Consider the following 15,256-nt stretch of genomic DNA (forward strand, 5'->3'; position numbering starts at 1 on the left):
TCAGCGGTCAGCAGCATCCCCGCGCTCAGCTGGTCCAGCAGCGGGCCGGTCAACGCGGCCTCGGACTGCGAATACGCCCCGACCTGGGCGGCGAAGATCGCATGCGTGCCGCACTCAGCCAGCGCCACCACCCGCGCCTGCGGGAACGCTGCCTGTTCGCCCTTGTTCACCCCCGGCCGCCCGAAGTGCTCAGCGTTCACAGCCGTGTCGGCCACGTCCAGGCAGGTGCCATCGATCGCAACCAGCCGGCGCCCGGCCAGCCACCCCCCCGGCGACGCCTCAACGCCAATCGGTGCAGCGACACGGGCGAACAACGCGGCCAACGGCGCCGAGCCGAGCCGGGCGCGGGCCTGAAAGATCGCGGACTTGCTCGGCGGCGCATAACTCTCGGCCCAGCCCGAAGCCCACGACAGCCCATCGGTCAACTGCGCGAGCACGTCCTCATAGGACCCCTCGGAATACAACGCCATCCCGATGCAGAAGTACGCCATCACCCGCGCCGGCAACGAACGATGACGCTGCTCCGTCCTGCCCGCTGCAGCGATCACCTCATCGACCAGCTCCGGCGGGAACACCCGCGTCAACACCCCCACCGACACCAGATCCGACAACCGCCGATCCGAGACCGGTTTCACCCACCCAGCACGAGGCACATCGTCAAACTACACGGCTGTAACCCTAACTGAACGGTATTGGGGCTAGCGCCGCAGGTCGTGGCACCGGCCGAGACCCGATACGACGACCGCGTCGGCGACTTTACAGAGTGAGTCAGCCGCCGGTAAGAGTCGCCGGAACGTCCCGTCTGCTGTGCGGTGGCTGCTCTCGCGTCCTGACACTCGTACAGTTTTGAGGTGGCCTACAGCGCTCAATTTGAGCGTCTGCCCACACCGGTATCGGAAACAATTCTATGATTGGGGAACGGGGTGGCCGGCGCGGTAAGTGCGGTAACCGCGTGCTCTAACAGATCATGGAGTTCATCGTGCTGCTCGAGATCGCCGGTCAAAATCACGTCTCGCCACACGGCGAGTCGGCCCGACAACCGTCGCGCGGCCCCTAGGCGTGTAGCGAGCACGCCGGGGTCTCTATGACCCCACCCGTTAACGCAGCGGTCTTCGAAATCCCGGACCGCGGCAGTCGCGAGGTTTGCCCCGTGCAACGCTTCGAGCGAAGCCTTCGCGGCGCGTGGGGTGCCACGGTAGCCCTCGGCAACGAGTATCCGGCACGTTCGTCGAGTCGAGCGGAGCGCGCTGTGCCTGCTATTGCTGTTCAGTGCCCCGACGAGTGCGGCAATCTCGTCGCACGGCGGCGGGCGCACCCATCCGGCCGCGTCCTCGGCGGTACGTGCCTGGTGTGCTCGAAGGCGGCGATGGTGCCCGGCCACCTCGCCCAGCGCCGCCGCTGAGGGGCTGGACGGGACGATGGCGTCGCCGACTCGTCGGTGCACAAGCGGTGCCAGCAGTTCAAGCAGCCCGACGATCTCCCGCAGCTCACCGACCGTGGTACTGGCTAGAGCGCCGTAGCCGACCACCCCGCCGATGGCCGGCTCCAGTTCCGCGGCGACCGGCGGGGCAGCGGCACGCGCGCCTGCTGCGGGGTGGGAGCCGGGTTTCACATGTAGGCGTAATTGGCCCGTCCGCGGCGGCCGCCGCGGGGTCATGGGTACGACGACCGCGTGACAGGCGGGAGCGGTCCGTCGCCTGCCTTCGGCGGCCGGAACGTGGTCTTGGCGTCGCGGGTGGGCCTGGGCGGTAGTGCTCGGCTGTGTTGTCCTGCCTCGCGCAGGGCGGCGTGCAGGTCGGTGATCGGCTTGTACGCGGCGATGAACGCCTCTGGCGACCCAACCGAAAGTTGAAGCCGCAGCACGTAGTCGGAGGGTAGGACAAACCCGCCGTCGCGGCCCTTGGTGAGCAGCATGTCCGCGTAGCGTTGCGTCACCGCGGCCGCGAGGGCCCCCTTGGCCGCGGAGAAGGCGTCGAAGAGGTGCCGCGGCAGGACCGCGCCAAGGTGTGTCGGACAGGCGGCGAAGGTCTGGTCGATGAACTGCGTTGCATGCAACAGACTGTTGGCCATTCGGTCGACAATGTCGTCAGAGGGTGCCGCAGTAAGTGTGCGCAGCGCCCGCCGAGCGGAGCCGCGTGGGTCGGGCGTGCCCCCACGGGTCAGCGCAAGGAACCCGACCGCGCCGAGCACTATAAGGACGACGACGATGTAGACCAGCGAAAACACCGGTGACTCCATTCGTTGGGTGACGTGACCCTCACAGGGTCGCGCTATGAGCACTCTTCAGTCACGACAGAGCGCTCCCCTGCGGAGAATTCTTCATCCGCGGCCCGAGGTGGCAGCTCACCGCGGTGCGGCGGGCGGGCAGCGCGTCGCCGGCAACGCTGCCGGAACGGCGGGAACGATCTTCGCGGCTACCCGCAGCGCCGAGTCCTGCGCGGGCGCGTCATACACGACCGCCGTCACCACAAAACGATCGTGGACGACGGCACTGATCCACGCGTCCTCACCCCCGTCGACGCGTTCGGCAGTGCCCGTCTTGGCGATGGAAACGGCCCTCAGCGAAGCCAGTGACCTGGCGGTCCCCTCGGAGACCGCGAGTCGCATACCCTCGCGGATCGGCGCGGCGACAAAGTCCGGGAGCACCTTGCCGATCGCCGGCAGTTGACGGGTTGGCTGCGGGCCGCCCCCGCCGCGGCAGACCGCAGACACTAGACGCGGCCAGGGTGTCTCACGCCTTCCGCCGTTCACGACCGCCGCAGTCAGCAGCGAGACGCCGAGCACGGTCGACTTGGCTGACTCCTGGCCGATAGCGGTCCGTGCCAGCTGGCCGTCGCTGAGTGTGGTCCCTCCGGGCACGCCGGAGGTGAAGCCAAGAGCTGAACCCGAATCAAAACGCAGGGTCTGGTCTACGCCGAAGTAATCGTGGGCAACCTGCAAATACTTCTTCGCGCCCACGGCCGCGGTCGCGGCAGCGAATACCGAGTTGCAGGAGTCGGCGAGCGCGGTCTGCACGTCGGTGGACGGACAGGTCTCGTCGTCAAAGTTGTGGATCGTCTGCCCGTCGCGGCCGGTAAAGGTGCTCGCCGGTGCGTCGGCGAAGTTGTACCCGTCGAGCAGGGCCGCGGACGCCGCGATCGACTTCGCCGTGGAGCCCGGAGCAGTCTGAAGCAGCCGAGCCGTCGACCCACCGCGGGTCTTCACGGCGCCGCGGAGGTACTGGTCCGGATCGGTGTCGGTCGAGTACAGCCCAAGCAGAAGACCAGTGCGTGTGTCGTACACGGTGAACGAGCCGTGAAGGGGTGCCCCGTCACCCGAGTCGGCGAACGCGCGCGCTCCGGCGTTCTGCAGCGACGAGTCGAGGGAGGTGACGATGTCGGCGGGCTTGCACAGCGGGTGGAACAGGGCGTCGAGGAGGTCCGCCGCGCCGACGTGACCGCCACAAGTCAGCGTGTCGGCCCACACCGACTCAACGCCTTGTTGGGTATAACCCCAGGTGTCCCACCCAGTGTCGACGTACAGCCGGCCGTAGGGGTGCTCCCGCCCACCATTCGCGTCATCGGCGATGGGCCTTCCGTCCGCAGTCCATATCGTGCCGCGCGGCATCCGCTCCTGCGCCCAGTCCGTGAGTCGCTGCGGGGACACCGCAAGGAGCAGATGGGCAACCGCGATCGCGACGCACACGATCACTGTGCCGGCCGACACAAGGAGGCGAAGCGCGCGATAGCCGGCAGGCGGGGAGTCGGTCCGCGCAGAGGCGCGCGTGTGCTGATTAAGCGCGCCGATGACGACGCCTAATGCGCCTGCCGAGGATGCTAGCGATGTTCCGGAAATACCGAGGAAGGGTGCGTTCACTCCGGTCAGCGGAGCGACGCCGGCCGTCGCGAGTGCGTTCCACGCGGTCTGAGCCGCCAGAGAGATGACCAAGGTTGTGCTGATGGTCCCGGCTGCTGTTGCGTGACATGCCGTGGTCAGAGCCAGGCGGCAGTACATCAGCAGGAGGGCGAGCACTGCCGGTCCGATCACCAGGACGCCGAAGTCGGCGATCAGCGCCGCCATCGCGTAGTCGCTGGTGATAGCCGGGATGCCGGCGGCGAGCGGGCTGCGCCCAGGCCCCGGCCCGATGAGGCCCCCGGCGTGTGAGGCGATAAGGGCTTCGGCGAGCTGCGAATCGGGCCGGAAAACACTGTCGAAGCGCTCACGGACGTATTCGGGACCGGCGAGAACCGCGGTGGCGCCTGCCGCGATCACCATCAACGCTCCCGCGGCCATATGGCGCCGAGGCACATCAACGGTCAGAATGACGACCGCTAGACCTGCAATCGCTGCGATAATCATCGGGCCCCGGTCCCCGACGCCGAACAACAGGCCGAGGTACAGGATGAACAGCGATGACGCGGCAATGATGAATGGCCTCGTGTCGACAGCCTTCTGCCCTTTCGCATCGCGCACCGTCCAGGCTGCGGCGAACCCACCGAGAGCCAGCAGGCGGCTTATCTCGCCCACCTGGACGGGAACCAGCGGCAACGAGCCCGCGGCCGCGTTAGGTCCGGCAATCGCCGCGGTGCGAAGGGCAAGGGCGGTGACCAAGGAAAGGAGCGTGAGCATTCGCCCACGACGCGAGAGCCAACCGGGTCGCGACTCCAGGCGTGAGCCGAGCAGGCGCCCGACGTGCAGGGTCGCAACGGCGGCGAAACCGTAAGCCGCCAGGTCGCTGGCCCCAACCCGGGGCAAGGCTGCTGCACCGAGGCGAAGTTGGACGAGCGCCCCTAACGAGGTCGCCGCGGCCACCGTGGCGACGGCCCGTCGACCGCAACCTGCTCGAACGCTGGCGACCGTCGTCGCGAGGGCGACGCCTGCGATCCAGAGCGTAGGGTCCGGACGGTACTGCGTCGGAACAAGCACCACTAGGCCCGCGATGAGTGTGGCCGGGGCGGCAACCAACAGGGCTGCGACACCTGACCGAACCGCACTCATGCGAAGACTAGCTCGAGGCGAAAGCGCATGTCCTCGTCGAGGCAGACCACGTCGCCCGGGGACAAAGGCACCGCCCTGTTTCCCGGGATTTTCTCCGGGTCCTCGCCCGGACGGAGCACGAAGGTGCCGTTGGTCGAACCGAGGTCGCGGACGTAGGACGCGCCGTCAAGCGTGAAGCCGACGGCGCAGTGCCTCCGCGACACGGCGTCATCGGTGATCACAATGTCGGAGTCGCCGTCGCGGCCGACCACTTTCTCGGTGTCATCAGCGCTGTACCGATCAGTGGCGACCAACTCGACGCCGTCGTACCCCTCGATTCTTACCGGGGCGCCAATCACCGCGTCCTGGTCCGGCGATGAGGCGGCCCAGTGGACTCCGGCCTCGGCCTCGACGTCGACTATGGGGCGGAACGATGCGACCCAGGTGTTGGCGATCCCGACCGACAATGCGATGCGGAGAACATAGGTCTCCGGCAGCATGTACCCGGTTGTGGTGCCCGACGGGCGGGCAGCCAACTTGTCGGCGAAGCGATGGGTCACACCCTCGGTGAGCGCCGCCCTGTTCGCCCGCAAGGCGTCGTGCAACTGCGGCGGCACCACACCGGCGACGTAACCGGGCGCCGAGACGAACCCGAAACGCGAAAGCACCGTCGCTTTCATTAACACGTCGGCGACAACGTCGACGACGTCCCCGCCGGCGGGACGGGCGTCACCGAGAAGGGACGATATCCAACCTTCCATCTGGTGCCGCGCACCTGGGTGGCGGACCACGGTGACGACGGCGGCGGTACCCACCGCGACCATGATGAACAGGAACCAACCCATGACCACACCTCAGTCCGACACCCGACAGGTGTTGACCAGGATGGGGGCGTGGAGGGCGGACGGCGACGGGGACTCGACGTTCGCGGATGTCTACGCAAGGCGGACCGTCGCGCGATCTGCGTCCGCTACGGCGCTCGCGCCGCTTCCAGACGACGAAGAGCGTCGAACGCGCTGTCGGCAGCCAGGCTCGCCGTTGCAGATCGCAGCGCGAGTTCGGCATCCGGCTTGGTGAAGCCGCTGAAGTGCCTGAAGAAGGCATCACGGGCCGGGCTCACGTGCTGCTTCAGATTCGGCGGGACCGCCATGTTATGTGCGAGATCGACGAGCAGCAGGTCGGAGTGCGCGGGACACTCGTCGGATCGAAACGCGCCCAGCCTGGTGTCGCTGAACCAGCGAACGGCGGCCGCGCGGAGTGCCGGGCCGATGAGCTCGCGCGAGATCAAGCTTCGGGTGATCAAGTCTTGGCGGATGAGGTGGCGCGCCCGGTAATCGTTGATCGTGGCGATGAGGTGCCGTTCCAGGTTCGTGAAGGCCGTGTTCTCGTTGCGCCCAACAACCCTCTTGACATTTCTATCGAAACCTCGCCGGCTCTCTCCGGTCGCACGGAACGTGTGGTACTCGGCAAGTACGATCGCGTCCCGATCGTCCACTTTCCTGCTGAAAAAGGCTCTCACCGCCTCGACGATTGGCTCGGCGAGCGTGTCCACGTCTCGCACGGGACGGCTCGGCCGACTATCGGCGAAGTCGCCGGACGGCGGCGTCGTCCGGACAGCGACCGTGAACTCGAAGCCGAGCAACTTCCCAGAGCTGCTGCCTGTTGGCACCGCGGCCGGATCCACGCCGCCAATCTGCCGATCACCGAGCCGCACCGGTGAGTCCTGACGCGGGTTGTCGATCATCCAGTTATTCGGCGGTTGGCCGACAGCCCTGCCGTGCGTGTTCCAGTAGAACCTCGGCGCGTTCGCGCCGCGACTTGCCGTGTTCGTCCCCAGGACGTTGTAGTCAATGAGGAACTCGTCGTTCGCGTGCGTCCGGTACCACATACCGATCTGCGCTTGGGCGTCGTCCGGCTGTCTCGTCAGCATGAAGTAGAGGTCGGGCAGTTCGGTCATCGCGAATGGACCCTCTCGATCGGCGCAGCCGGTTGCAGCGGTGCGTCGAGGACGACGTCGGCGACGACGACGGTCACATCGTCAAGAACGTGTCCCGCGCCTGCCTCCGAGCGCAGCAGGTCCACGGCCGCCAGGACGAGTTGATCCGCGGTCTGTCGCGGGGGCGTCCTGCGCAGTTCGTTGAGCAGATGGTCAACGGTGTCGGCGCCCAGGGCCTTGAGAAGGCCATCAGAGGTGAGGATCACGCGTTGGCCGACACGTCCGTCGACCGGAAGATAGTCGTGACGCTGATCTTGGAGGCCAATACCGCGGTCCAGGCTGTTCTCGTGGCCGTGTTCTGTCGTCACGAGTTGAGCGCGGGTGTCGGGCGTCTGAATGAAGACTGCGCCGTCGCCCACGTGGGCGATCTCCAGCAGCGGCGGTGCACCTGCGACATTAACGATCCGGACGATGTCCAGCGTGGTCGCAGGCGCCCGTCCGCTCCTGCGGTCCGCCGGCGTGGCGAGTTCTGCGACGCCGTCGCGAGCGCGCCCGATCAGGTCGTCGAGCGGTGCCGCGGGGTCGCCGTTCCGGACAGCCTCGACCGCCGCGGCCGATGCGTCGGCGCCCCGCGGGTGTCCGCCGACGCCGTCGGCGACGGCAACCAGCACCGGGGACGCTAGAGACGCGTCCTCGTTGGCGCCATGGTCGCCGGCAGCAGTCGCTGCACCGAAGCGGAAGCGCAACCGTTCGGCGCGTTCGAGCGATCCGTCGATGTACTCGACCTCGACCCGCACGGCGGAGCCCCTGAAGGTGATGACGTCGCCGACCTCGAGCGGCGCGAACGACCATCCCGAGACCGGATTGCCGTTGATCCGCGTTGACGCCGCCGACCCCGTCGTCTCGTGCAGGTACCAGAGGCCGTATCGCACGACGATTTCAGCGAGCCTGTCATGGCTCGTGTCTACGCGGATGACCGCGTCGGCGATCGATCCGATCGTCAGGTCGGTCCGGGCGGCCACCCGTGTTACCGGGCCATCCGGATCGCGCGTTGCGATCAAGCTGATTCCGCGCGGCCGAGGCGGTAACGGCGACAGTGACGGCGGATCTGATCGCGGGGGCTCGCCGAATGGGTGGTCAGGTACGCCGGTTCTGTCCGCCCGATCGTGCTCGGAGGGACCGACCGTCGCCATCGGGTCACGAACGTCCCCGGTCTGCTCGAGGGCAGGCACCGGACGACGCACCGTCGGCGAGTCCCGCTGCGGCCTCGACGATCCATGCCGATCCCGACTCACCTCATTGCCCTGGCCTCCAGGCTCGGCGGGGTGGTCCGGCCTCTCCCACCCGTAGGTCTCCGGTCCCGGACCCCCAGACTCCTCCTGCCATGACTTTGCGCCCTGCCGCGATGCCGGCGGAACGGCCGTGGTGTCGGCCGATGCGAAACGCGTCTGCAGGCGACGCACCCGCCGGTACCGAACGGCCGCGATCGCGGTGATCGTCGCAAGACTTGCGGCCCCAAGAAAGGATGCCAACACATGCGAACCCACCGCGACCGCCGCAGCGAACAGCGAGTCCGCGACAGCGGCCAGAACCAGGAGCACGGCACCGATCCGCAGGGCCCTGCGCGGACGGGTAGGAGCGACCCACTCGGTCGGAGTGCGGTGCGCATCTCCCGGGTCTCGCCGTTTAATCGGTCGGATCATGCGGGCTTCCTCTACTCCACGGGGACTGGCATTGATCTGCGGTCGGACTGGCGAACCGCGGCCACCATCTGCTCGGCCTGTGATGTCACCTCCGCGACGTACCGCGCGAGCTCAGCGCCTGTCGAGGTCAGTTTCGACATCTTGAACCCGGGGATGCGATCCTCTGGCGTGACCGAGACCCACCGGTCGACAAGCTCGACCACCTCCATCGGCATCCTCTCCGCGGCGAGCTTGAGGGAGGGGCGGTCGTCTAATTCGGTGTCGATCTGGCTGCCGCTGAGCATGTAGTAGAGCAGTGCCCCGAGCGCGTGCACGTCGGTCGCGACAGATCGTTTGCGGCCGTCGCGCTGTTCGGGCGCTCTGTAGCCGAGAGTGCCGATCCCGATCATGCTCCCGGTTCCGTCGGTCCGCCGGTCCGCGAGCTCGACCTTGCCGTCGAGTCCGGTCGAGTCCTCCCAGTCCACCCATCGGGGTTCGGGTGTGCCGTCGATGCGTTCGAAGCAGGCGTTCGCCGCCTTGACGTCGCAGTGCACCCGCTCGAGCACGGTCCACCCGAGCGTGATGCCCTCGACCAAGTTCTGCCAGTACTCGACCGCGCCGAGCAGCGTGAGCTGGTCGCCTCCGGCAGGAAAGAGCAGATCGCTGGTGCTGCCCTCGTACATGGGATGCACGACCCACAACTCGTCGCCGTCAAGGTGTGCGTCCAGCACCTTTGCGATGTAGCGATTTGTTAGTGAGTCCTGCGCCGCGAGCAGCTTCTGCGCGAAAGCCAACTCATTCTGCCGAGTCCCGGGGGTGCGACCCTTCGTGTGCTTTAAGAAGTTCTCGCCGCCATCGTCAGGGTCGCTGACATCCTTCACCCGGTACAGGCGTGAGGCATCGCTGCCTTGTCCGGTCGCCACCTCTGCGACGACCTCCCAAGCGCGCGCAGCGCCGTGCCCGTCCGCGTCTTCGAAGACGTAGCCCGGCTTGCGCTCCTCTGGCTTGGTGAAGTTGACCGCCTCCGCCTCCTCGGCCGCTGCACCGGCGTCCGCGCCAGCCCGTGCGTCGGTCCACGCGCCGGCCCACGCGTCCTCCTCCGCCTTCCCTCCTGGATCCGCGTGCCCGGCGTGGGTGCCGTGGCGACCGTGGGACGCTCCCCGGTCGGCGTTCAGTCGCTCTCGGCGCTCGCGGGCGATGTGATCGAGTGCGATGTCACGATCTGCGGCCAGTCTCGCCCGACTCACCGCCGCGTCGCTATCGATTTTCGCGCGTTGAACCTCACCTTGATTCTTGATCCTGTGCTTGGCCGTGAGTACTTCGTCGGCTCGCTCCGTGGCTTCGACATCGCGCGCGCGTTCTTGATTCGCGGCCCGACGCTTCCCGGTGGCGAGACGCTCCTGCGCCGCGTCGTCTAGCTGGTCCTCCTGGATCCTGGCGTTCTCGTCCAAGCTGTTCTGTCGCGTCGTAAGTGAACTCTGGTACGCGTTGCGATACGCCTGGACGGGTGACGTCAGCTTGAAGATCAACGGGATGAGGTCAATCAGCATGAAAGATAACGCGATGAAAATCCGCCACAGCCACGTCACGGGGTGCTGACGGACTACCTGCCAGAGCGCGTCCTCCTGGGAAAGCAATCCCTTGTCGGCGAAGACTTTGTCGTGCGCTACCTTGAGATCGGGGTTAAGACTCGCTTGGAAAGCCGCCGCGGTCGCGGCCTTGACGTTGGTCGCGCAGTCCGTCTTGGCGCTCGTGCCGGCCGGGCGATGACCGGAACAGTCGTAATACCAGTGCAGACGGTCGGCCGTCGCCCGCGCGGCGTTCGCCTCGCTACGCCGTTTTCGGGTATCCGGCCCGTCCGCGTTCTTACTCGTGTCACGGTCACCGGTTACAGCGAGGCCGTGTTTCGCCAGGGCAGTCTTACATGTGTTAGTCGGGTTTTTCTCGCACGTCAGCTGTTGAGTCTTCAGGTTTGCGAACGTCTCCGCTGTGTCCCATGCCTCCTTGGCGCGTGGAACCGCGCCGGTGGGGTCGTAGTTCGTCGCTACATCGTCAAGCGTCTGGCCCTTCCGCAGGCGACCGTCCAGTGGATGCTCCTTGTGCGCCGCGTAAACAGCGGGCGCATCCACGGTATCGAACTGCTTCTGGTGGATTTGGTTAAGCTTGTCGGCGATCTCCGGCGCGAAGATCTTCATCGACAGAAGTTCGGAGATCAGGCCGCCGACCACGAGGGTCAGCGCGAGCCGCGAGCCGACGAAGGCGACCCAACCTGACCGCGACTTCGGCGTGTCCATCGTCGAAGTGATCCAGCGGTCGATCTGCAAAACCGCGAACGCCCATATCAATCCAGCGGGGAGCGCGTATAACCAACCCCGGCTCCGATCCAAGATGATGGAGCCCGCGATCGTTACGGAAGCGCCGGAGAGCAGCGCGATCACGCCCACCATCGAACCCATAGACGTCAGAATTGCCCTGTCGTGCGTATTGTCACCGAGTAGCTTCAGGTCTGCACCGGCTAGCCAGAGTGCCGGAGTTCGACGGGTCCTGCCCCGCCAGGGGACGCAGAGGATGAGGACCACAACGGCTACCGTGAGCGCCAGCAACGCGCCACCCGCCAGGACCCGCGCGCCGACATCACTCACTGCACAGCTCCTAGCCAATGGCGGTCCGAAGGGCGTCCGCCAACGACGCGCGGAAGCTGCATCAAACGGTGACGCCGGGGAGCGTAGCTCGGCCCGCCGACCGGTATCTCTGCTGGAGGACCGAAGACCGTGTGAAGCGCGTGCTCGCCCAACATGCGCACCCCCGAACGTCTCGCCCTGCCCCTGTATGAGCCACTGTGCTGGCACGCAGCGCGAGCGCGACCGCTGCGGTCTTGGATGTGGAAATCTCCGCGACAGCACTCGGCAGCTTGCAATTCGCCGACCTGAACGTCGTCCCAGGCCCCCGTCACGACTCCGCTGCATCTGGTCACCAAGTGCGACAAGCGTGCAGTCGGAGCCGGGACTATCCAAGGGTCTGATCTTGGAACGTGAGGAACGGCATGTCCACTGGCAGTGCATAAAGGACAAACCAACTCGCCCACATCCGAGGATCGTTCGCACGCTGAACGAGTAGTAGGCAACCCGTCCTGGGGACTCGCCTGCTCTCGGGTAGCGACCGACCTTGAAGGTGTCAGCCCTCGCTGCTTCGGCCTGGCCCGGATCCGAGTGAGCAAAGCTGCGCGAGCTGGCGTGGTATGACCTGCGGACGCTAGCGCGTTCCCAATCCGAGGTAGTCGCGGATGGCCTGGCGGGCGTACTGCTCAGGGGTCACCGCATGCCTGCGGGCGACCGTCTCCAGCTCAGCTAGATCGTCATCGGAGAGGGCGAGTTCCAGTTCGTGCTCCTCGGCGTGCTCGCCGCTGACAACCGTGGCCTCGTCGTCGCCGGATACGGCAGCAATCGGCTGCGAGGTTTCCTGACGTAGGCGCTGGGCCATCTCGATCGCCACCTCGGCTGCAGCACCCGGTTCGAGGCCGGCCTGGTCCTGCAGCGCCGCCACGACCAGCGCAGCCCAGCCGTCTGCTCGGTGGTGCGCCTCGACGCTGCCGGTGTGCGTGACCTGCTCAGATGCGTCCAATCGCACCGAAGTATAGGTCGCCGGATCGGAGTAAGGGGTCACATTCGCTATCGCCACCTGGCCTAGAACCTCGCGACGACTGTTGTCGCCACCCGGCCAGAGTTCCACCACCACACGAATCACTGGTTCATCATCTCTGTCGCAGCCCGACACGTCACGGGACTTGCAGACCGGCGAAACCCACGCTCGCCCCGTCATAGCCACGGCGCCCCGCCGAGAGCGCAGCGGCACAGATCCACCTCGCGACCCGCACCAGCGCCGCCCCACGCCCGAGCACCACGCACCCGTCCAGCGCTCCGACCAGCGACGTCTACTCCGCGAACTGCACCGCTGCGAGGGATGCCGGCGCAGCGCCGCTCTACCCAGGGGATCCCGGTTATCGTGCTGCTCTGGATCGAGACGGCGACGGCGTATCCTGCGAGTGACCTCGTTCGGGACTCGATGACCATGAAGAGGAGCGGGATCCAGCCCGACCCCTGCCTTGGCCGAAACGATGTCCAGGCACCCAACATTCGACCCCGTCGTCCGCGGCGGTCCTGAGGTCGTCATAGTCGCGGACACCCGCCTGGGTCATCACTACCCGCCGGTCGAAGGCCTCGACCTCGTTACGCGTCTGGGCCGGGTCTTCTGCGCCGCCGTCGCTGTAGGGAACTCCTTCGACGTCCTCGTCGGGGCCGACGTCGCGGTATCGCGCCGCGAGAGAGGTACGCGTCCTTGGGTTCTGATGGGCGCGTTCTTGGCTCGGCAGTTCGGTCGATCGCCGTCACTGGTTCTCCTCGGCCTCCGCTTCGGATGCCTCCTCGGCCTGGGCTGTTCTCTCCATCTCGGCGATCAACTCACGCTCAAGTTGCGCGAGGTCCTCAATCATCTCGCTCATGGGAAAGGGGTACGGAAAACAGATGCCCCGGCCCGTCAGCACTGGCGTGAACAAGTTGTCAGGGTCGAGTTGTTCATCAATCCACAGGTCAAGATCGAGTTCCAGAGCGGACTCGATCGCTTCTACAAGACCTTCGATAGTGGTGACTTTGAATGCTGCGAACAGGTCGTCCCGGCACCTGATCACTGCCGCCTGTTCGGGGACCTCCGATGCAGAGCCCTGCCCCATCGCCTGTTCCGTAGGTTTGTCCTGACTCATCGCTATCCCCTTTCGGTACCGGCGTTCGCGCGGGCCCACTACCCAATAATCCGCCCGCGAGTCGCAGGCCGAGCGCAGATTCCCAATATGGTCGTCGGTCCAAACCAGCAGACGCCCGGCACGAGCGATCCCGTCGCCTCAGGCGGTTGCGTCACCAGGACAACCTCCTCACGGACAGCCGTTCTCCTGCGGTCGTGGCGGACTTCCGAATCTCAAGGGTTCGATGGGAAGGTAAGCCATCCAGCCAATCGGAGGAAAGCATGCCAGTTCACAAAATCGAGATGTCCCAGCCAGATAAGCAGGTTCTGCATTCGGACATCACCTTTGACATCTATTCGGACGGCGACAAGCTTGGTTCGCTTAAGATCAGCAAAGGGTCCGCCGATTGGACACCACGACATAAGCAGAAGGCTCGCAAGATTAAGTGGGAGCGATTCGCGGCCGTCCTTGATGACCTGTACGGACAGTAGATAGCACGACGTGCGGGTACCCCCGGGCCCGGCCGTTACCGCGCGCACCACTCCGTGCTCTCGGAGGGGTGGGGTCTGCCCTAGACCTGTCGAAGTGATATGCCACAGAGTCGAGGGGCGCACCACTCGGTAGTGACCTTGGACATCTCGGAACCCGCGGCGAGTCCGGGGACCTCGGAGCCCCGCGGACTGTTTCGTGCCTGTTGAGCACGGCGCCTATTGCGTCGCCGCTGCGTTACACGCCGGCCAGCCACTGCTGGCATCCCGGTGAGCCCGGAGCGTCAGGGCTCACGACGCTCGCCACCCGCCGCCAGGTGGTCGGGCGGTCACGGCACGCTGGTCGCTTCGCATCGGGTGAGTCTCGGGGGTAGGTGATGGCGGTTCGCGCCGCGAACGGGCAGTCGTCGATCTTCGTGGGCACGGATCGGCGCTGGCACGGGTGGGTGAGCATGGGCCCGTCGACGGGCAAGGCGCGGGCGCGGCGTCACGTCAGCGGCCAGACGCGGGACACGGTCGTGGCGAAGGTGCGACGCCTCGAGCGGCAGCGAGACATCGCCGCTGCGCAGGCCGCGTCTGCGGAGACAGTAGCCAGTTGGTTTCCCCACTGGCTCGACACGATCGCAGCAGTGCGGGTCCGGCCCCGCACGCTAGAGACCTACCGTTGCATCGTTCGTCGCCACATCACCCCGACACTCGGGCAACTGCCGTTGGATGCGTTGCAGCCAGAACATCTCGAGCGGCTCTACGCAGCGCTGCTGGAGCGTGGCCTCGCTGCGAGCACCGTGCTGCGGGTGCACCGGGTGCTGGCCCGAGCGTTGAAGGTCGCCCACCAGCGCCAACGAGTCCCCCGCGACATCACCCGGCTGGTCGATCCGCCCGCCCAACGTCGCAGCACCATCGCCCAGCCACTCACCCTGGATGACGCCCGCAGGGTCCTGGCGGCTGCCTCGACGCAGCGCAACGCCGCCCGGTGGAGCGTCGCGCTGGCATTGGGGTTACGCCAATCCGAGGCACTGGCGTTGCAATGGGACGACATCGATCTGCGCGCTGGGACGCTGAGCGTGCGACGTACCGCGCATCGTGTCACCGGTGTCGGGCTGGTCTATGAGGAACCAAAGACCGACCGGAGCCGGCGCACCATTGCATTACCGGCCCAGCTCACCGCCGCGTTGCGCGCGCACCGCGAGGCCCAACGCGACGAACACGCCACGAACGGCAACATGACCGGCCAGAGCACCGCTGACGGGGACGGACCGCAGGGCGATGCTCTGGTGTTCACCCGTCCCGACGGCCAGCCGATCGACAAGAGCGCGGACTACAAGCAATGGCGGCGCCTGCTTGCTGATGCCGGCGTCGGACATGTCCGCCTGCACGACGCGCGGCACACCGCCGCGACCCTGCTGCAAGTGCGCGGAATTGCATTTGATGCATCATTCGGCGGATCCTGCGATCGCTT

The 15,256-nt window shown here is 66.5% G+C and carries 11 protein-coding genes; 2 read left to right on the forward strand and 9 right to left on the reverse strand.

Translation table 11 applies throughout. From position 1 onward, the window contains the following. The 8 genes from ACFFC4_RS20895 to ACFFC4_RS20930 form a co-directional block, all read right to left on the reverse strand. On the reverse strand, positions 1 to 653 hold a 653-nt coding region (locus tag ACFFC4_RS20895), incomplete at its 3' end, for a transposase domain-containing protein (RefSeq protein WP_375504479.1). A gap of 1,000 nt (positions 654 to 1,653) precedes the next feature. Then, on the reverse strand, positions 1,654 to 2,226 hold the full coding sequence (locus ACFFC4_RS20900; protein WP_375504481.1) for a hypothetical protein: 573 nt from the start codon (positions 2,224 to 2,226) through the stop codon (positions 1,654 to 1,656). Between the two features lie 117 nt (positions 2,227 to 2,343). Then, positions 2,344 to 4,608 (reverse strand): penicillin-binding transpeptidase domain-containing protein, encoded by a 2,265-nt coding sequence (locus ACFFC4_RS20905; RefSeq protein WP_375504483.1) that lies wholly within the window; start codon positions 4,606 to 4,608, stop codon positions 2,344 to 2,346. A 365-nt stretch (positions 4,609 to 4,973) separates the two neighbouring features. Beyond that, complete coding sequence (locus ACFFC4_RS20910) at positions 4,974 to 5,801, reverse strand: FHA domain-containing protein (protein WP_375504485.1); 828 nt, start codon at positions 5,799 to 5,801, stop codon at positions 4,974 to 4,976. A 125-nt stretch (positions 5,802 to 5,926) separates the two neighbouring features. Next, positions 5,927 to 6,913 (reverse strand): hypothetical protein, encoded by a 987-nt coding sequence (locus tag ACFFC4_RS20915; RefSeq protein ID WP_375504487.1) that lies wholly within the window; start codon positions 6,911 to 6,913, stop codon positions 5,927 to 5,929. Beyond that, the gene (locus ACFFC4_RS20920; RefSeq protein WP_375504489.1) at positions 6,910 to 7,914 is read right to left on the reverse strand and encodes a protein phosphatase 2C domain-containing protein; all 1,005 of its coding nucleotides are present in this window, start codon (positions 7,912 to 7,914) and stop codon (positions 6,910 to 6,912) included. Before ACFFC4_RS20920 ends, ACFFC4_RS20915 begins: the two co-directional genes overlap by 4 nt. A 692-nt stretch (positions 7,915 to 8,606) precedes the next feature. Continuing rightward, positions 8,607 to 11,216, reverse strand: a complete 2,610-nt coding sequence (locus ACFFC4_RS20925) for a DUF4407 domain-containing protein (RefSeq protein WP_375504491.1) — start codon at positions 11,214 to 11,216, stop codon at positions 8,607 to 8,609. Positions 11,217 to 11,826: 610 nt separating this feature from the next. Then, entirely contained in the window at positions 11,827 to 12,237 is a 411-nt protein-coding gene (locus ACFFC4_RS20930; protein WP_375504493.1) for a hypothetical protein, read from the reverse strand. Positions 12,238 to 12,428: 191 nt separating this feature from the next. Between ACFFC4_RS20930 and ACFFC4_RS20935 the strand changes: the two genes are divergently transcribed. Continuing rightward, positions 12,429 to 12,620, forward strand: coding sequence for an excalibur calcium-binding domain-containing protein (locus ACFFC4_RS20935; RefSeq protein WP_375504499.1), 192 nt, complete (start codon positions 12,429 to 12,431; stop codon positions 12,618 to 12,620). A gap of 338 nt (positions 12,621 to 12,958) precedes the next feature. Here the strand turns inward: ACFFC4_RS20935 and ACFFC4_RS20940 are convergent, their stop codons facing one another. Next, complete coding sequence (locus ACFFC4_RS20940) at positions 12,959 to 13,330, reverse strand: hypothetical protein (protein ID WP_375504495.1); 372 nt, start codon at positions 13,328 to 13,330, stop codon at positions 12,959 to 12,961. Between the two features lie 844 nt (positions 13,331 to 14,174). Between ACFFC4_RS20940 and ACFFC4_RS20945 the strand changes: the two genes are divergently transcribed. Next, the coding region (locus ACFFC4_RS20945) for a tyrosine-type recombinase/integrase (RefSeq protein ID WP_375504497.1) at positions 14,175 to 15,256 on the forward strand (1,082 nt) is incomplete at its 3' end.

The sequence above is a fragment of the uncultured Jatrophihabitans sp. genome, from assembly GCF_964244045.1.
Taxonomy (GTDB): domain Bacteria; phylum Actinomycetota; class Actinomycetes; order Mycobacteriales; family Jatrophihabitantaceae; genus Jatrophihabitans.

Bases quoted from the DNA above. Each gene is read 5' to 3' on its own strand.
- ACFFC4_RS20915 (WP_375504487.1), bottom strand. From the start codon at position 6,913: ATGACCGAACTGCCCGACCTCTACTTCATGCTGACGAGACAGCCGGAC.
- ACFFC4_RS20940 (WP_375504495.1), bottom strand. From the start codon at position 13,330: ATGAGTCAGGACAAACCTACGGAACAGGCGATGGGGCAGGGCTCTGCA.
- ACFFC4_RS20910 (WP_375504485.1), bottom strand. From the start codon at position 5,801: ATGGGTTGGTTCCTGTTCATCATGGTCGCGGTGGGTACCGCCGCCGTC.
- ACFFC4_RS20905 (WP_375504483.1), bottom strand. From the start codon at position 4,608: ATGCTCACGCTCCTTTCCTTGGTCACCGCCCTTGCCCTTCGCACCGCG.